The sequence below is a fragment of the Kitasatospora sp. NPDC001540 genome (assembly GCF_042894345.1).
GTDB classification, from domain to species: Bacteria; Actinomycetota; Actinomycetes; order Streptomycetales; family Streptomycetaceae; genus Kitasatospora; species Kitasatospora phosalacinea_C.
Window position 1 is genome coordinate 79,309 of record NZ_JBIAVO010000005.1, and the last position, 17,119, is coordinate 96,427.

General features: G+C 73.2%; 15 protein-coding genes. 9 read left to right on the top strand and 6 right to left on the bottom strand.

Annotation, left to right across the window (positions count from 1 at the left end; all coding sequences use genetic code 11):
- Positions 1 to 133: 133 nt before the first annotated feature.
- On the bottom strand, positions 134 to 3,061 hold the full coding sequence (locus ACFY00_RS08815; RefSeq protein ID WP_388028778.1) for a glycoside hydrolase family 48 protein: 2,928 nt from the start codon (positions 3,059 to 3,061) through the stop codon (positions 134 to 136).
- Between the two features lie 351 nt (positions 3,062 to 3,412).
- Between ACFY00_RS08815 and ACFY00_RS08820 the strand changes: the two genes are divergently transcribed.
- Both ACFY00_RS08820 and ACFY00_RS08825 read left to right on the top strand, forming a co-directional pair.
- Positions 3,413 to 4,981, top strand: coding sequence for a cellulase family glycosylhydrolase (locus tag ACFY00_RS08820; RefSeq protein WP_388028779.1), 1,569 nt, complete (start codon positions 3,413 to 3,415; stop codon positions 4,979 to 4,981).
- Positions 4,982 to 5,116: 135 nt separating this feature from the next.
- Positions 5,117 to 5,728, top strand: coding sequence for a hypothetical protein (locus ACFY00_RS08825; protein WP_388028780.1), 612 nt, complete (start codon positions 5,117 to 5,119; stop codon positions 5,726 to 5,728).
- A gap of 93 nt (positions 5,729 to 5,821) precedes the next feature.
- On the opposite strand, the gene ACFY00_RS08830 is transcribed toward ACFY00_RS08825, so the two are convergent.
- Positions 5,822 to 6,814 carry an aldo/keto reductase gene (locus ACFY00_RS08830; RefSeq protein ID WP_388028782.1) on the bottom strand — a complete coding sequence of 331 codons (993 nt, stop codon included), beginning with the start codon at positions 6,812 to 6,814 and terminating at the stop codon, positions 5,822 to 5,824.
- Between the two features lie 117 nt (positions 6,815 to 6,931).
- Between ACFY00_RS08830 and ACFY00_RS08835 the strand changes: the two genes are divergently transcribed.
- Positions 6,932 to 7,570 (top strand): TetR/AcrR family transcriptional regulator, encoded by a 639-nt coding sequence (locus ACFY00_RS08835; RefSeq protein WP_388028784.1) that lies wholly within the window; start codon positions 6,932 to 6,934, stop codon positions 7,568 to 7,570.
- A 120-nt stretch (positions 7,571 to 7,690) separates the two neighbouring features.
- On the opposite strand, the gene ACFY00_RS08840 is transcribed toward ACFY00_RS08835, so the two are convergent.
- A complete protein-coding gene (locus tag ACFY00_RS08840) occupies positions 7,691 to 8,449 on the bottom strand; it encodes a DeoR/GlpR family DNA-binding transcription regulator (RefSeq protein WP_388028787.1) in 759 nt (252 codons plus the stop codon).
- Between the two features lie 49 nt (positions 8,450 to 8,498).
- Between ACFY00_RS08840 and ACFY00_RS08845 the strand changes: the two genes are divergently transcribed.
- Together ACFY00_RS08845 and ACFY00_RS08850 are read left to right on the top strand one after the other, a co-directional pair.
- On the top strand, positions 8,499 to 8,909 hold the full coding sequence (locus ACFY00_RS08845) for a DUF4406 domain-containing protein (protein ID WP_388028789.1): 411 nt from the start codon (positions 8,499 to 8,501) through the stop codon (positions 8,907 to 8,909).
- Positions 8,906 to 9,613 carry an NUDIX domain-containing protein gene (locus ACFY00_RS08850; RefSeq protein ID WP_388028790.1) on the top strand — a complete coding sequence of 236 codons (708 nt, stop codon included), beginning with the start codon at positions 8,906 to 8,908 and terminating at the stop codon, positions 9,611 to 9,613. The genes ACFY00_RS08845 and ACFY00_RS08850 overlap by 4 nt, the downstream gene beginning before the upstream one ends.
- A 66-nt stretch (positions 9,614 to 9,679) precedes the next feature.
- On the opposite strand, the gene ACFY00_RS08855 is transcribed toward ACFY00_RS08850, so the two are convergent.
- Complete coding sequence (locus tag ACFY00_RS08855; RefSeq protein ID WP_388028791.1) at positions 9,680 to 10,240, bottom strand: GNAT family N-acetyltransferase; 561 nt, start codon at positions 10,238 to 10,240, stop codon at positions 9,680 to 9,682.
- A 153-nt stretch (positions 10,241 to 10,393) separates the two neighbouring features.
- On the opposite strand from ACFY00_RS08855, the gene ACFY00_RS08860 reads away from it, so the two are divergent.
- Positions 10,394 to 10,930, top strand: coding sequence for a SigE family RNA polymerase sigma factor (locus ACFY00_RS08860; protein WP_388028794.1), 537 nt, complete (start codon positions 10,394 to 10,396; stop codon positions 10,928 to 10,930).
- Positions 10,931 to 11,000: 70 nt separating this feature from the next.
- On the top strand, positions 11,001 to 12,266 hold the full coding sequence (locus ACFY00_RS08865) for a hypothetical protein (RefSeq protein WP_388028796.1): 1,266 nt from the start codon (positions 11,001 to 11,003) through the stop codon (positions 12,264 to 12,266).
- 13 nt (positions 12,267 to 12,279) lie between these two features.
- On the opposite strand, the gene ACFY00_RS08870 is transcribed toward ACFY00_RS08865, so the two are convergent.
- Positions 12,280 to 13,608: a glutamine synthetase gene (locus ACFY00_RS08870; protein WP_388028798.1), complete on the bottom strand. Its 1,329-nt coding sequence runs from the start codon at positions 13,606 to 13,608 to the stop codon at positions 12,280 to 12,282.
- A gap of 217 nt (positions 13,609 to 13,825) precedes the next feature.
- Here ACFY00_RS08870 and ACFY00_RS08875 point away from each other — a divergent pair, with 217 nt between their 5' ends.
- Positions 13,826 to 14,467 carry a TetR/AcrR family transcriptional regulator gene (locus ACFY00_RS08875; RefSeq protein WP_388028800.1) on the top strand — a complete coding sequence of 214 codons (642 nt, stop codon included), beginning with the start codon at positions 13,826 to 13,828 and terminating at the stop codon, positions 14,465 to 14,467.
- Between the two features lie 123 nt (positions 14,468 to 14,590).
- The gene (locus ACFY00_RS08880) at positions 14,591 to 16,078 is read left to right on the top strand and encodes an MFS transporter (protein ID WP_388028802.1); all 1,488 of its coding nucleotides are present in this window, start codon (positions 14,591 to 14,593) and stop codon (positions 16,076 to 16,078) included.
- A 66-nt stretch (positions 16,079 to 16,144) separates the two neighbouring features.
- Here ACFY00_RS08880 and ACFY00_RS08885 read toward each other — a convergent pair whose 3' ends face one another.
- Positions 16,145 to 16,726, bottom strand: a complete 582-nt coding sequence (locus tag ACFY00_RS08885) for a Uma2 family endonuclease (RefSeq protein WP_388028803.1) — start codon at positions 16,724 to 16,726, stop codon at positions 16,145 to 16,147.
- Between the last annotated feature and the right edge of the window lie 393 nt (positions 16,727 to 17,119).

Sequence of the window (17,119 nt, forward strand, 5' to 3'; positions counted from 1 at the left end):
GCGTCCGAATGGCCGGGAGACTATTCACCCCATATGACAAAAATCAAGAGGGAGTAAAAGGATCTCCTCATAACGGGCGAGTGCCCGGTCCGCTGTCGGTCGGACCGGGCACTCGCGTTCGGGTGACGGCGGGTCAGCCGCCGAACAGGTCGCCGTAGGTCGCCATCGCCGTGGCGATGTCGGCCTGCGCCCAGAACCGGTGGTACGTGAAGACCGGCGCGGGGCCGCCGTTCAGGTACGACTGGACCTTGGCGAACGACGGGTCGTTCTTGTACCAGGACCGGATCGACAGGAAGGTCGAGGTGCTGTTGATCGGGTCGCCGTTGGGCATGGTGCCGGTCCAGCCGCTCGGCACCGAGACCGAGTCGTTGAAGCGGCTGTAGTCGGCGCGGGTCTCCGGGATGGCGATGCCCAGCGCGTCCTGGTTGTTGGCCCACATGCCGTCGAGCAGCTTCTGCGCCGCGGTCTTGGCCGCCGCGTTGCCGGACTTGGCCGCGTAGTACGACAGCAGCTTGGCGTAGGAGCCGGCCACGCCGACGTCGTTGGTGTAGTCGACGACGCTCACGTGCAGGCCGGTGTTGGCGCCCGGGGAGGCCGCGTTCCAGGTGTCCGGCTTGCCGCTCCAGGCCAGCGTGGACGGGATCCGGTAGCTGCCGTCCGCGTTGAAGGTGGTCTTGGACAGCGCCCAGGTCACCCACTTGTCCAGGATGGCCTTGGCCTTCGGGTCGTTGCTGGAGTAGTAGTACTCCGCCATCCGCTCCAGGCCCCAGGCCTGGAAGCCGAACCACTGGTTGGAGGCCGGGTCGTGGTAGACCGGCGCCTCGTCGTAGAACATCCCGTAGAAGGTCGGGGTGCCGGCCGGCGGGGTCCCGTAGTCGCCCTCCCAGCTGTTGGTCGCACCGCCCGCGATCGCGCCCTCGTTGGACTGCAGCCACTGGGTGAACTCGACCTGACGGCCCATCGAGGTCGTCCAGTCCGCCTTGCCGGTGGTCGACTTGGGGGCCATCGCCGGGTCGTTGACCAGCGCGTACGCGGCCATCGGGTTCTGGTAGCCGCCGTGCGCGGCGCTGTCGCCGATCCGCCAGGACCAGCCGGCCGAGGTGTCGGTGGCACCGCCCCAGGCGTAGTACCAGGACAGCAGGTAGTGCTCGGAGGTCTTGCCGCTGCCGGGCGCGCAGGCGCTGGCGCCGACGCAGTTGCCGATCTGCTTGAAGTACTTGTCGAAGAACGAGTACCGCAGGTAGTCGCCCATCTTGCCGGCCTTGGCCACCGTGGTGGCGACCTTCGAGCCGTTGCCCTGCGCCTTGGCCCAGGTGTCGGCCCAGTAGGCGGCCTGGATGGCGCGCGCGTCGGCGTCCGGCGCGTCGGTGTACTTCCACTGCTTGGCGTAGGAGCTGTCCTTGACGAACAGGTCCAGGTAGCCGTTCTTGCCGCCGTACGTGAACTTGTCGCAGGTCGGCTGCGGGATGGTCTCGAACACCGACTCCTGCGCGCCGCGCTGGTAGGTGTTGATGAACGAGGGGCCGGTGTCGGACGGGCCCGCCTCGCACTTGCCGGGCGCGTTGCCGTAGCCGTAGACGTTGTCGACGTCCTGCAGCCAGTGCATGCCGTAGATGTCGTCGGTGCCGTACGCGCTCTTCAGCTCACCGGCGATCGGGTCGCTGCCCGCGGTGACCGAGGTGTCCAGCGCCGCCGGGTAGTCGCTCGGCAGCGGGCGCTCGGGCGCGTAGGTGGCCGGCTTGGAGGCGTTGTAGAACGAGTTGGTCGGCTGGTCGACGTGCCCCGGGATCATGTACGTCTCCATGAGCGTCCATGCCGCGTTGAACTTCGACCAGTCCTGGGTGACCCGCCCGTACTGGGCCTCCAGCCAGAGCAGGTACGAGTACGCCTCCGAGGTGGTCTCGTGGCCCTGGTCGGGGGCCTCGACCAGCAGGGTCTCCACCGAGTGGTAGGGGATGCCCTCCGGCGAGAAGTAGCCGTTCGCCGGGTCCTTGATCTTGTTGTACAGCTGCAGGAACCGGTCGTTGTACACGCCCGAGGCGGCGGCCAGTTCGGTCACCGTGACCGCCGAGGAGGTGTACCCGGTGGCGGAGGAGGTGAAGGTGGCCGAGCCGGTGGAGGAGGCGTCGGCGGTGAGCGTGACGTTCTGGGCCGTCGACCAGTTGCTCGGGGTGAAGGTCAGCGTCGCGCCGGAGCTGATCGACAGCCCGGTGTTGCCCGAGGTCCGGGTGGTGGTGACGGTGACGTTCGCGCTCGGCTGGCTGGTCAGCTTCACGGCGAAGCTGCCGGTCTTGCCCTGGTTGACCGACAGGGTCAGCGGGGTCGCGCTGATCGCCGGGCCGGTGGCGACCGTGATGCCCGCCGGGGTCGACTCGCTGCTCGCGCCCAGGCTGTCGTACGCCTTGGCGTAGATCGAGTGGCTGCCGCTGGCCGCGCCCGTCCAGTTGAAGGTGTACGGGGCGGTGGTGGCGGTGCCGATCAGCGTGGTGTTGTCGTAGAACTCGACCTTGCTGATGCTCGCGCCGTCCGCCGCCGTGGCCGTGGCCGAGAGCGGGATGGCCGCCCCCGCCTGGTAGTTGGCGCCCGGGGCGGGGCTGGTCAGGGCGGTGGTCGGGGCGGCGTGCGCGCCGGTGCAGCTGGTGCCGTTGACCGCGAAGGAGGTCGGCGCGGTGTTGGTGCCGCTGTACGAGAAGTTGGCGCCCGCGGTGGCGGAGCCGCCCGCCGGGATGGTGGCGGCCCAGACCGGGGCGGCGACGGTGACGTTCTTGCCGGACTGGCTCCAGGTGCCGTTCCAGCCGCTGCCCGAGAGCGTCTGGTTGCCGGTGTAGGAGTAGGTGAGCGTCCAGCCGTTGAGCGCGGCGGTGCCCTTGTTGTTGATCGCCACGTTGGCGGTGAAGCCGCTGCCCCAGTCGTTCGTCGTGTAGTCGACGGAGCACTGGACCGCGGCGGCGGACGCCGGGACGGCGACCGCGGTCGACAGACCGGCGGCGAGCAGCGTGAGGGCGGCGGTGAGCGCCGAGACCCGGGGGCGGGTCTTCCGGTTGCGGGGCGGGGAGGACATGACGGCTCCTCGGATGGGGTGGGTGGGGGAGTCCGGGGACGGTGGTGCGTCGGGCGGATCCGGCAGGGCGTCCGGCGAGGCCGTCCGGGGTTCCGGCGCGGTAGGTCGGAGCCTGCCGCGAGGTCGTCCCGGTGGGGTCTGCTGGGTCCTGCTGGGGTCCTGTCGGCGTGGATCCGCCGGGGCCGTTCTGTGGGAGCGCTCCCAAATATCGGGAGGGGCGTGCGCACTGTCAAGGGAGTGCGCAGCGGGAGTGTGCAGTCGGGACTTGTTGGCAACTGCCTTGCTGCTGGCTAGGGTTCGGGACGGGCCTGTGGGAGCGCGCCCATTTTCCCCTCCCCCGAGGAGTCAGACATGACCCTCCGCACCACCGCCCTGGTGCTGGCCTCCGCCCTGGCCGCGACCGCTGCGACCACCCTCGCCCTCACCGGCGCCGGGCCCGCGGCCGCCGCCGGCCTCCGGTGCTCCGTCGACTACACGACGAACGACTGGGGCAGCGGCTTCACCGCGAACGTGAAACTTACCAACCCCGGCGGCACCCCGATCGACAACTGGAGCCTCGGCTACTCCTACACCGGCAACCAGACCCTCTCGGGCAGCGGCTGGAACGGCACCTGGAGCCAGTCCGGCAGGAACGTCACCGTCACCGCCCCCGCCTGGGCGGGCAGCATCGCGCCGGGCGGCTCGGTCAGCGCGGGCGCCAACTTCTCGTACAGCGGCACCAACGCGGCCCCCGCCTCGTTCACCGTCAACGGCGTGGCCTGCAACGGGGCGGCGAGTCCGTCGCCGTCGGCTTCCGTCTCGCCGTCCGTGTCGGCTTCTGCGTCGGCCTCCGCCTCGGCCTCCGCGTCGGCTTCTGCGTCCGCCTCGCCGTCCGCCTCGGCCTCCTCCTCCGGGAGCACCGGCGGCGGCAAGGCCCCGGCGCTGCACGTCTCCGGCAACAAGCTGGTGGACGCCGGTGGTTCGCAGGTGGTCCTGCGCGGCGTGAACCGCTCCGGCATGGAGTTCATGTGCGTCCAGGGCTACGGCTTCACGGACGGGCCGGTGGACACCGCCTCGATCGCCGCGATCAAGAGCTGGAAGGCCAACGCCGTCCGCATCCCCGTCAACGAGGACTGCTGGAACGGCTACGCGAACGTCAAGCCGGAGTACGCGGGCGAGAACTACCGCAGCGCGGTGAAGAACTTCGTCCACGCGCTGCAGGACGCCGGGCTCACCCCGATCATCGACCTGCACTGGACCCAGGGCCTCTACACCGGCAACTCCTCGGGCTGCTCGGACGTCAACTCGACCTGTCAGAAGCCGATGCCGGGCGCCGGCGCGGCGACCTTCTGGTCCTCCGTCGCCGGCACCTTCAAGAACGAGCCGTCGGTGGTCTTCGACCTGCTCAACGAGCCCTACGCGGACCGCGCCGTCTCCAGCATCGACCAGGCGTGGAACTGCTGGCGGGACGGCGGCAGCGCCTGCCCCGGCATCGGCTACCCGGTCAGCGGCATGCAGACGCTGGTCAACGCCGTCCGCACCGCCGGTGCGAACAACGTCATCCTGCTCGGCGGCCTGGCCTACTCCAACGACCTCGGCCAGTGGTTGGCCCACAAGCCCACCGACCCGGCGGGGAACCTGGCCGCGTCCTGGCACGTGTACAACTTCAACACCTGTTCCGGCCAGGCCTGTTGGAACTCCACGGTGGCGCCGCTGGCGGCCCAGGTCCCGGTGGTGGTCGGTGAGATCGGCGAGAACGACTGCGCCCACTCCTTCATCGACCAGGTGATGTCCTGGGCCGACGCCGCCAAGGTCTCCTACCTCGGCTGGACGTGGAACACCTGGGACTGCGGCCAGGGGCCGTCGCTGATCTCCGACTTCGACGGCACCCCGACCGCGTTCGGGCTCGGCCTCAAGAACCACCTGGCCGCCGTCAACTGACGGGCCGTCCGACGAGGCGTGCGGCCGCTTCGCTCACGTCGGCCGCCACCGGCGGGCGGATGCGTGCGGCGCGGCCGCCGTGGTCGAACCGGGCCGCAGGACGGTGGCGGCCGGGCAGCGCCTAGTCTTCCGATCATGGCTATGACACCTGACGAGTTCTACGACCACGCACGCGCGGCCGCCGACGGCGAACTGCGGCTCCCGCTGGCCCGGATGACCAGCTGGGAGATCAGCCCGTTCGAGCCGGAGGGGCTGCGCGTCTCGCCGCTGCGCCCGCCGGTGCTGCCGGAACCGGCGCGGCACGGCGAGGACCCGGCGGAGTGCGGGATGTGCCGGGCCCGCGACGAGGGTCTGTGGTTCACCGACCACTGGCGGCTGGGGCAGGTCACGGGCGTCGGCGTGCCGCTGGCGCTGATGCTGTACCCGCGCGACCACTACGACCTGGCGGAGCTGCCCGACGAACTGGCTGCCGAGATGGGCGTGCTCACCACCCACATAGTCCGCCAGGTGCAGGCGCGGCCGCACATCTCCCGGGCCCACGTCTACCGCCTGGGCGACGGTGCCGCACACCTGCACCTGTGGTTCTACGCCCGCCCGGCGGGCCAGGGGCAGTTGCTCGGCTCCTGGCTGCCGGTCTGGGACGACCTGCTGCCGGAGTACCCGGCCGAGGTGGCGCGGGCGGACGCGGAGGCCGTCGCCGACGCCCTGGTCGCCTCGTACGGTGGCCGTCGTACGGCGAGTTCCTGAACTGACCTCCGGTGGGCGGTGGGTGACGCGTCGGCGGGTGCTGCGCCGGTGGGTGGTGCGCCGCCCGCCCACCGGGTGGGGCCCAGCGGGAGTTCACCAGGCGTACGCCTCGGGTGCGGGCTTGGCGCCGTTGGGGCCGGGCGCGGGGAAGATCGCGTCCAGTTCGGCGAGGGTGTCGGGGCCGAGCGTGATCCGCAGGGCGCGCTGGGCGCCGTCGAGCTGCTCGACCGTCCGCGGTCCGATGATCGGGCCGGTCACCCCGTCCTGGGCGAGCAGCCAGGCCAGCCCGACGTGGGCCGGGTCCTCGCCGAGTCCGGCGCACAGCTTCTCGTACGCCTCGACGGCCTCCCGGCGGTCGGCGAGGGCGGCGGCCCAGATCCCCGAGCCGCTGCGGACGGCGAGCCCCTCGCGCTGCTTGCGCAGCACGCCGCTGAGCACGCCGCCGTGCAGCGGCGAGTACGGGATCACGCCGATGCCGTAGTGCCGGGCGGCGGGCAGCACCTCCAGTTCGACCCACCGGGACATCAGGTTGTAGATCGACTGCTCGGCGACCAGGCCGAGGAAGTGCCGCGACCGGGCCGCCTCCTGCGCCTGCGCGAGGTGCCAGCCCGCGAAGTTGGACGAGCCGAAGTAGAGCACCTTGCCCTGCTGGCGCAGGACGCCGAACGCCTCCCAGACCTCCTCCCACGGGGTGTGCCGGTCGATGTGGTGCATCTGGAACAGGTCGATCCGGTCGGTCTGCAGCCGCTTGAGCGAGGCGTCGACCGCGCGCCGGATGTGCAGCGCGGAGAGCCCGCCCTCGTTGGGCCGCTCCCCCGTCGGAAGGTACGCCTTGGTGGCGAGGACCGTCCGGTCGCGTCGGTCGCCGCCCTGGGCGAACCAGCGGCCGATGATCTGCTCGGTCAGCCCCTCGCCCTGCCGCAGGCCGTACGAGTCGGCCGTGTCGAAGAAGTTGATGCCGTGCTCGTGCGCCCGGTCCATGATCGCGCGACTGTCCTCCTCGGACGTCCGCGAGCCGAAGTTCATGGTGCCGAGGACGAGTCGGGACACCGAGAGGCCGCTGCGGCCGAGACGGGTGTACTCCATGTGCTTCCACCTTCCGGACGGTTCCAGTCGCATCGATCGGGATGCAAGGAAGCTACAACCTGCTACATGCGTGATGCAAGTAGCTTCTGAAGGATGACAGCTGCGTATGCTTTTCCCATGGAGGCACAGACGCAGGGGCAGGGGCGGACGCAGAGCGGGCCGCAGGGGAAGTCGGCGGCCGTCGGCGGTCGGCCGCTGCGCGCGGACGCCGAGCGGACGGTGGCGGCGATCCTGGAGGCGGCCGAACGCACGCTGGGCCAGGACCCGGCGGCCACCATGGAGCAGATCGCCGAGGCCGCGGGCGTGGCCCGCACCACCGTGCACCGGCGCTTCGCCACCCGCGAGGCGCTCGTCGACGCGCTCGCCCTGTGGGCCGCCCGCCGGTTCGCCACGGCGGTGGAGGCCGCCCGCCCCGACACCGCCCCACCCCTGGTCGCGCTCTACCAGACCACCGCCAACGTGCTGGCCGTCAAGGCGAGTTGGGGGTTCGCGATGAGCCAGGCCGGCTCGGCCAACCTGGAGGTCGCCCACATCCACGCCGAGGTGCGGGACACCTGCGAGCGGCTGTTCCGCCGCGCCCGGGAGGCGGGCGTCCTGCGCCCCGACGTCGACATCGCCTGGACCCGCCGGGTCTACTACGCCCTGATCCACGAGGCCGCGCAGCAGCAGGACGCGCAGGGCCCCGACGTCCTCGCCACCCTCGTCGTGGACACCCTGCTGCGGGGGGCCGGGAGCCCGCACCCCGACCGCCTGTGATCCGACCGGCGGTGATCCGACCGCCCGCGGTCCGGCCGCTGGCCGAGTGACTCCGGTTCCCCCGGCGGGAGTTGAGCCGGGGGCCGGAGGCACGGCGGCCGGGCCGGTCCCGGTCCGCGGTCAGTGGGCCGGGCGGATCTCCACGCCGGAGGCGGCGAGGCGGTCGAGGGCGGGATGGTCGGGGGCGGCGTCGGTGATCAGGCCCGCGACGCGGTCCCAGGGCAGGACCCGGAACGGGGAGGCGGTGCCGATCTTCTCGGCCGAGGCGAGGATCCAGGTCTCGGCGGCGCGGGCGGCCAGGGCCCGCTTCATCGCGGCCTCGTCGGCGTCGCCGGTGGTGAGCCCCGCGTCGGGGTGGACCCCGGTGACGCCGAGCAGGCAGAGGTCGGCGGAGACGTTCTGGGCGGCCTCGACGGCGGCGGCGCCGCAGGCGACCGCGGAGTGCTTGAACACCCGGCCGCCGAGCAGGAACAGTTCGGCCCGGGGGTGTTCGAGCAGGGCGGTGACGACCGTCGGGCTGTGCGTGATCACGGTGCAGTCGAGGTCGGGCGGGAGCAGCCCGGCGACGGCGAGCGCGGTGGTGCCGCCGTCCAGGATCAGCGTGCTGCCGGGGCGGACCAGGTCGACGGCCGCGGTGGCGACCCTCCGCTTGCCGTCGGGCTCCACCGACTGCCGTTCGGCGTAGCCCGCCATCGCGGGGGAGGCGGGCAGCGCCCCGCCGTAGACCCGCTGGCAGAGGCCTTCGGCGGCGAGGTCGCGCAGGTCGCGGCGGACGCTGTCCTCGGAGATGCCGAGTTCGGCGGCGACGTCCTTGGCCACCACCTTGCCCTCCCGGGCGAGCAGTCCGAGCAGGTGGTCGCGCCGTTCGGCAGCCAGCATCCTCGTTCTCTCCTGTTCTTTCACGTTTCTGCATGTATCGTAGCGCCCCATGACCGAAACCGCAGCAGCACACCCCGCCCCCGACTCCCCCCTGCTCGTCCTGATCGCCGGACCGTACCGCTCCGGCACCGGCGGCGACCCGGTGGCGATGGCCGCCAACCTGGCCCGGCTGGAGGCCGCCGCCTGGCCGGTCTTCGCCGCCGGGCACCTGCCCGTGATCGGCGAGTGGATCGCCCTGCCGGTGCTCCGCTCGGCCGGGGCGGGCCCGACCGACCCGCTGGCCGAGCAGGTGCTCTACCCCACCGCGGCCCGGCTGCTCGACCGCTGCGACGCGGTGCTGCGCCTGCCCGGCGAGTCCACCGGCGCGGACCTGGACGTCGCCACCGCCCGCCGCCGCGGCCTGCCCGTGTACCACGACGTCTCCGAACTCCCGCGCCGCGCCCGCCGGGAGGACGCGTGAACGCCCGCCCGCAGAGCGGCCCCCGCCCGGGGATCGACCTCCCCGACCACCGCGGCCGCACCGGCCTGGACCGCGCCGGACGCGACCTGCGCCGCAACCCCGACGTGCGGGTGCGCGAGGTCGAACTCACCTCGCAGGGCTGGCACGTGCTGCGCCGCACCACCTTCGACTACCGACGCCGCGACGGCCGATGGACCACCCAGCAGCGCGAGACCTACGACCGGGGCGACGGCGCGGCGGTCCTGCCGTACGACACCGCGCGCGGCACCGTCCTGCTGACCCGCCAGTTCCGGTACCCCGCCTACGTCAACGGGCACCCCGACGGGATGCTGATCGAGGCGGCGGCCGGGCTGCTGGACGCGGACGACCCGGTCTCCGCGGTGCGCCGCGAGAGCCTGGAGGAACTGGGCGTGGAGCTCGGCCCGTTGACGCACGTGCTGGACGCGTACATGAGCCCGGGCTCGGTCACCGAGCGGCTGCACTGCTACGCCGCGCCCTACCGCCCCGCCGACCGGTCCGGGCGCGGCGGCGGGCTGGAGGAGGACGGCGAGGACATCGAGGTGCTCGAACTGCCCTTCGCCCGGGCGCTGGCGATGACCCGGGACGGCCGGATCGCCGACGGCAAGACGGTGCTGCTGCTGCAGTGGGCCGCGCTGGACGGGCCGTTCGCCGACCGGACCGCCCGGGCCGCGCGAACCGCCTAGCCTGCACGATCTGCTCGACCCGCCCGAGAACGTGCAAGAACGTGCAACGGGGCGGGGCGGGTCGGTTCAGAGCCGGGTGGGGCCGCCGTGGCGGGCGAAGAACTCCTCGGCGAACAGCGCGAACAGCACCACGTCGCGGTGCCGGCCCGCGACGAAGAAGTGCCGCCGCAGGCGGCCCTCCTCGGTGAAGCCGAGCTGCCGCTGCAGGGCCAGCGAGGGCTCGTTGTGGGCGAACACCCGGGCGGTGGCCTTGTGGCAGCGGCGCTCCTCGAACTGGTGCCGCAGCAGCAGCGGCACCGCCTCGACCGCGTAGCCGCGGCGGCGGTGCTCGGCGCCGATGGTGATGCCGTACTCGAACAGGCCGCTGCGGCCGTCGGCCCGGTGCACGCCGGTCGTGCCGACGGCGGCGCCGTCGGCCAGCGACTCGATCACCAACTGGTAGGTGTCGGCCGTCGGGTCCGCGGCGGCCTTCCCCCGGGCGAGGGCCGCCCACCCCTCGGCCGAGCGCGGCGGGTCGAGCGCGTCACCGAGCCGCTCCTCCTGCGCGGAGAGCCGGGCGAGCAGCGGCCCGTCCTCCGGTTCGACCGCGCGCAGGCGCACCCGTTCACCCGTCCAGTAGCTCGTCATGCGATCTTCGTACCACAACCACCCTGGCCTCGTGCGGAGTTGGGCATCCGCACCGCGGGCTCCGGGGCACCGCGCCGACGAGCCTGTGACATTCCGCGGGCCGAACCGCGTCTGAAGGGTGACAGGGTACGCATCCTCGGGGGAACGGTGATCGTGGCATCAGCAGCAGCGCGCGGCGCGGACGCGGAGTACGCGGAGTTCGCCGCCAACCGGTCCGGCCATCTCTACCGCTCCGCCTGCCTGTTGACCGGCGGGGACACCCACCTCGCGGAGGACCTGGTCCAGGAGACGCTGAGCCGGATGTACGCGGTGTGGCGGCGGCCCGGCCGGTTCTTCGGCGGGCGCGCGATCGAGAACCCGGCCGGGTACGCGCAGGGGGTGCTGTACCGGCAGTTCATCAGCCACCACCGGCGGCGCAGCGCGGGCGAGCGGCCGATCGCGGAGGTCCCGGACCGGCCCGGGCCGGAGGACGACGGCACGCTGCGGGTGACGCTGCTGGAGGCGCTGGCCGCGCTGCCGCCGCGGGACCGGGCGGTGCTGGTGCTGCGCTACTGGGAGGACGTCAGCGTCGAGGAGACCGCGGTGATCCTGCGCTGCGGCTCGGGCGCGGTGCGCACCCGGACCTCCCGGGCGCTGGTCCGGCTCCGGGCGCTGCTCGGCGACGGCCTCACCGACCTCGCCCGGCCCTGACCCGGCGGGCCCCGCCCGCTCTCCCCCCTTCGACTTCCCCAACTCCACCAAGCAGAGACGGTGATGGCGCATGTCCGCACGGTTCGACCACGACGACGCGCACGGCGACCTCCGGGGCAGCGGGCCCGGACGCGGCGCCGAGGAGGGCCTGGTGCGGGCCTTCCGCGAGACCGGCGAGCGGTTCCTCGCCGACACTCCGCGGCTGGTCGAGGCGGGGGCCGTCCGGGGCCGCCGTCGGCGGCGCGGGCAGCTCTCCCTGGTGTCGGGGGCGGCCGCGCTGGTGCTGGCGGTGGGCGCGCTCACCGCGATCGCGCAGCCGGACGGGCGCCCCGCGCCGGCCGTCGGCCCGGCCGCGTCCGGTACCGCCCCGGTGCCGCCCTCGGCCGGGGCGTCCGGGGCGGACGGGCAGGGGGCGGCGGACGCGGCGCTGCCGGAGGAGCCGCACACGGTGTCGGTGGTGGGCCGGCTGCTGCCGCCGGGGGTGCGGATCCTCTCCTCGTCCGGTTCGACGCACGGGCCGGGCACCGTCCCGGCCGGCGAGGCGGTGGCGTACCTGCTGGTGGACAACGGGCACGGCCGGAGCGGGCTGACGGTGTCGGTCACCGACACGAGGTGGGTGAAGCCCGCGGGCGGCTGCCCCACCGGGCAGGTCGCGGGCCGGACGTGCCACCAGGCGCCCGACGCCGACGGCGGCACGACGGTCGTCAACACCTGGCTCCCGCCCTCGTCCGGCGCCTCGGGCGGGCCGGCCTTCCGCGACGTGCGGCGGGAGGGCCCGGGCGGGCTCCGGGTCGTCGTCCACTCCTCCGCCGAGACCGCGCCCGACGGCGGTCCGGCGCCCGGCCCGGAGTCGCTGCTGAGCGCGGAGCAGCTGACCGCCATCGCCGCGGCCCCGGCCTGGCGCTCCGTGCGGGAGACGCTGGTCCAGGTGCCGCCGGACGCCCGCGCGCCGGACGTCAAGCTGACCGACCTGGTACCGACCGGCCTGAAGGTCAGGAGCTACTCGGGCACCTGGTCCGAGCAGTTGGTGGTGCTCGACGACGGCACCCGGGAGGTGAACCTGATGGTGCAGGTCGCGAAGGCCGACCAGGTGACGCGCGGCTGGTTCGCGCAGGCGTCGGTGCGCCCCGACGGCAGCCGGGTCCGCACGGCGGCCGACCGGCCCGTCCCGGACGCGCAGGGTGCGACCGAGACGGTGGTGGCGGTGCTGCGGCCGGACGGACTGCTGCTGCGCGCCACCGCGTTCGGCCCGGAGGGCCACGAGGCCCTGCTGACCCGGGAGCAGGTGGAGGCGGTGGCGCTGTCGCCGGCCTGGTCGGCGCTGGAGGCGCGCTGACGGCCCGTCGGGGTCAGTAGCGGTAGCGGACGGCCTCGACGAGCTGCTCGTCGCTCAGTCCGGCGAAGCGGGCGATCTCGGCCTCCCGGACGTCGAGGACGGCCCGCCAGAGCGGCTCGCCCAGGGCGGTGCGCAGCGCCTCGGACGCGCGCAGGGCGTCGACGGCCTGGTCGAGGGTGGCGGGGAGGCGTTCGGCGCCGCCGCCGGGGGCGTCGGGGTCGCCGGGGTCGCCGGTGGTCTCGGGGGGCAGGTGGAGGGCGCCGTCGAGGCCGGCCAGGCCCGCGGCGAGGACGCCGCCGACGGCGAGGTAGGGGTTGGCGGCGGCGTCGAAGCACTTGACCTCGGCGTTGGCCTGCTCGGGCGCGGAGCCGGTGATCAGGCGGAGCGCGGCCTCCCGGTTCTCCAGGCCCCAGCAGCGGTACGGCCCGGACCAGCGGCCGGGGGCCAGCCGCAGGTAGCTGGCGACGGACGGGGCGCCGAGGGCGAGCAGGGCGGGCAGTTCGGCGAGCACCCCGGCCAGGAAGGCCTCGGCCTCCCGGGTGAGGCCGTGCGGTCCGGTGCCGCCGTGGCCGAGGTTGCGGCCGTCGCGCCACAGGCTGAGGTGCAGGTGGCCGCCGTTGCCGACGCCGCCGGGGGCGGTGACGGGGGCGAAGCTGGCGCGCAGTCCGTGCCGCAGCGAGACGGCCTGGACGGTGTGCCGCACCAGCAGGGCGGTGTCGGCGGCCTCGACCGGGCCGGTGGGGGCGAGGGAGAGTTCGTACTGGCCCTCGGTGTACTCGGGGTGGAGCTGGAGGACGGTGAGTTCCTGTTCGCGCAGGGCGCGCAGCAGGTCGCGCAGGTAGTCGCTGTTGCCGATCAGGCGGCGCATGCCGTAGGCGGGGCCGGGTTCCCCGCCGTCGACGGTCCACTCCACCTCGATGCCGGCGCGGACGGTCAGGCCGCGGTCGGCGAGCGCGTCGGCGGTGCGGCGGGCGAAGTGGCGCTGGCAGCCGGGGTGGGGGTCGCCGTGCTGGGTCCAGCGGTCGCCGGGGGCCCAGGCCCAGCCGGGTTGGGCGGCGAGGCGGTGCAGGCCGGCGAGGTCGGGGACGAGGCGCAGGTCGCCGGTGGGGCCGCCGGAGGGGGCGAGCGAGTCGTCGACCAGGAAGGCGTCGAAGCAGGGGGCGGCGCCGACGCCCCAGCGGGCGGCGGGTTCGAGGGCGCGGACGGGGACGGTCTTGACCCGGGTGACGCCCGCGTTGTCGACCCAGCTGACGATCACTCCGTCGACGCCCTCGGCCTCGATCCGGGTGGCGGTCACCCGGGCCTCGGCGGCGCGGTCGGCGCGTGGCTTGGCGGTGCTCATGGACCCATCCTGACCAGGGGTTTCGCGGCGTCCGGGGGAACGCGCCGGGAGGTCACCCGTCCGTGACGGCGCGAACGTGACGCAGGTCACATGGAATGACGAAATTTCCGGGGAGCAGTTCCCCGTTTAGTCATCTGTCCGCAACAAAACGGGGAGACGATCCCCGGTAGGAACCGGTAGAAAAGACCGGGACCCCGCCGCTCGAAGGGAGCGCAGCATGACCGTCGTCACCATCGCCGCTCCCGTCCGGCGCGCGGACGCGGCCCGCAACCGGGCCCGGATCGTCGCCGCGGCCCGGGAGGCCTTCGTCGAGCACGGGGCGATGGCCTCGCTGGACGAGATCGCCCGCCGGGCCGGGGTCGGCAACGCCACGCTGTACCGGAACTTCGCCGACCGCCAGACCCTGATCCAGCAGGTCTCCATCGCCGTGATGGAGCGGATCGTGGCGCACGCGCACGCGGCCCTCGCGGAGGAGCCCGACTCCTTCGCGGCGTTCAGCCGCTTCGTGCACGCCGCGGCCGAGGAGCGGATCGGCGCGCTCTGCCCGCTGCTCTCCGACACGATCGACCGCGAAGAGCCCGAACTCGCCGAAGCGCGCGCCGAGATGAAGCAGGTCACCGAGGACCTGGTCGCGCGCGCCCAGGCCGACGGCCTGCTCCGCACCGACGTCGGAGCCGGCGACATCGTGGTCGCCATGGCCCAGCTCACCCGACCGCTCCCCGGCTTCGGCTGCCTCGACCTGGACCCGCACGTCCGGCGTCACCTGCAGTTGCTGCTGGACGGCCTGCGGGCTCCCGCGCCGTCCGCGCTGCCCGGCCGTGCCGCGACCCTGGAGGACCTCACGCCCCGCTCCGCCTGACACGCAAGGCACCCGGGGCGACAACGCGCCCCTCACCAGACCTCACCGCGGGACGCCCCGCCACGGGCCGCGGTCCCGCACGCATTCCGTCGTACGCCCTCGCACACACAAGTGGGTACCTCCATGTCTGACACCCTCCAGCCGGACCCGCGCCGGTGGAAGGCACTCGTCTTCATCGCCCTCGCCCAACTGATGGTCGTCCTCGACGCGACCGTGGTGAACATCGCGCTCCCCGACGCCAAGAAGAGCCTCGGCTTCGCCGACAGCACCACCCAGTGGGTGATCACCGCCTACGCCCTGGCCTTCGGCGGCCTGCTGCTGTTCGGCGGTCGCGTCGCGGACCTGTGGGGGCGCCGCCGGACCTTCATGGTCGGCCTGGTCGGCTTCGCCGCGGCCTCCGCACTGGGCGGCGCCGCCGCCAACACCGCGATGCTGCTCGGCGCCCGCGCCCTGCAGGGCGTGTTCGGCGCGCTGCTGGCGCCCGCCGCGCTGTCGCTGCTCGCCGTGATGTTCACCGACGGCAAGGAGCGCGCCAAGGCGTTCGGCATCTACGGCGCCGTGGCCGGCGGTGGCGGTGCGATCGGTCTGATCCTGGGCGGCGCCCTCACCGAGTACCTGAACTGGCGCTGGACCTTCTACGTCAACATCCCGTTCGCCGCGGTCGCCATCGCCGGCGCGGTCCTGGTCATCCGCGAGCCCGCGGTCGGCCTCAACCGCAACCGCCTGGACATCCCGGGCGTGCTGCTGGTCACCCTCGGCCTGGTCTCCCTGGTCTACGGCTTCACCCGGGCCGAGCAGAAGGGCTGGGGCGACACCAGCACCATCGGCCTGTTCGTCGCCGCCGCCGTGCTGCTGATCGCGTTCGTGGTCGTCGAGGGCCGGGTCAAGGCCCCGCTGCTGCCGCTGCGCGTGGTCGCCGACCGCAACCGCGGCGGTGTCTACCTCTCGCTCGGCATGGCCGTGATCGGCATGTTCGGCCTGTTCCTGTTCCTCACCCTCTACATGCAGGACGTGCTGGGCTACAAGCCGCTGGTCAACGGCTTCGCCTTCCTCCCGATGGTGGCCGGCATGGTCACCGGCTCCACCCAGATCGGCGCCCGCCTGATGACCCGGGTCCCGGCCCGGTACCTGATGGCGCCCGGTTTCGTGGTCGCCTCGCTCGGCCTGCTGATCCTGACCCAGATCGAGGTCAACACCTCGTACTGGCAGATCCTGCCGGGCCTGGTCCTGATGGGCCTCGGCATGGGCACCGCGTTCATGCCCGCGATGAGCCTGGCCACCTACGGCGTCCAGCCGCGGGACGCCGGTGTCGCCTCGGCGATGGTCAACACCTCGCAGCAGGTCGGCGGCGCGATCGGCACCGCACTGCTGAGCACCGTCGCGCACAGCGCGGGCACCTCGTGGGCCAAGGCCCACGCGGCCACCGCCACCGACCCGGCGCTGTTCGGCCTCCAGGCGCAGGTGCACTCCTACTCCGTCGCGATCTGGGCGGCCTTCGGCATCCTGCTGCTGGCGGGCGTCACCGCGGGCGTCCTGATCAACGCCGGCAAGCCGGAGCACCACGCGGAGGGCGTCGAGGCCGAGGACGCCGTCCCGGTCATGGCGCACTGACGCACCGACCGGCGCACCACGCGCGAACGGCCCGCCCGGAGCACTCCGGGCGGGCCGTTCGGCGTTTCAGCGCGCGTAGCGCTTGAGCTCCTCGGTGTCGAGGGTGACACCGATCGGGTCGGGCAGGACGACCTCGTGGCCGTAGGCCAGCGTCGCGATGCTCTCGTAGCGGCCCTCGTTCGGCTCGCTGTGGACCGTCACCGCACCCGCGTCACGGTCGATCAGCAGGTACACCGGAATCCCGGCCTCGGCATACGCCACGGGCTTCTCGACCCGGTCCCGCTGGTGGGTGTCGGAGTCGTAGGACGTCACCTCCACCACCATCAGCACCTGCTCGGGGTCGGCCCACTCGCCCTGTCCGGCGAAGGCCCCGTCCCTGGCGAGCGCGCCGTCAGGCTTGGCGTGCCCGCCCCGGTAGCGGTCGACCCGCAACCCCTGCTCCGCGTACAGCCACAGATCCGGGCGGTACTGCATGCAGCGCTTCGAAACCCAGCGGATGATTTCGCCGTGGTCGCCGTCGGGCACCGGCTTGACTCCGATCCTGCCGTTGATGAACTCGAGCACCACGTCCTCCCGTTCGGCCGCTATGGCGATCCCCCTGAACTGCTCGAGTTCCATCTGCGGGCGCTCAGTCGTCATGACAGCCATGGTGTCCTCCTTCGGCAGCTGCGGCCACAGTATGGGTCCGTCGACGGACCGGCGTGCCGCGTTCCCCCCTTCCTACCCGCCGGTAGCTGGGCTACAGTGTCGGCACGCGCCAGCGCCGGGCCTCGGGAGCCGCACCGGCATGCCGCGTTCTCTTCTCCTGTGTGCGCGTCGGCGTCGCTTCATGATCTGGTCGGAGCGCCTGAGCACCACGGCAATGCCCCCTGGACGGAACCGGAGCGGACCGGTCCGTACCGCGGGGCGCCGCTGTTCTTCCTTCGGTTCTTCCGTTCCCGTTTCTCCCGTGCCGTCGGCACACCCTCCCCCGTCACACCCTCCGTCCGGGTTCGCGCTGTCGCGGCCGGGCGCTGGCGGGGGCCGCGGCGCGGGCCCATG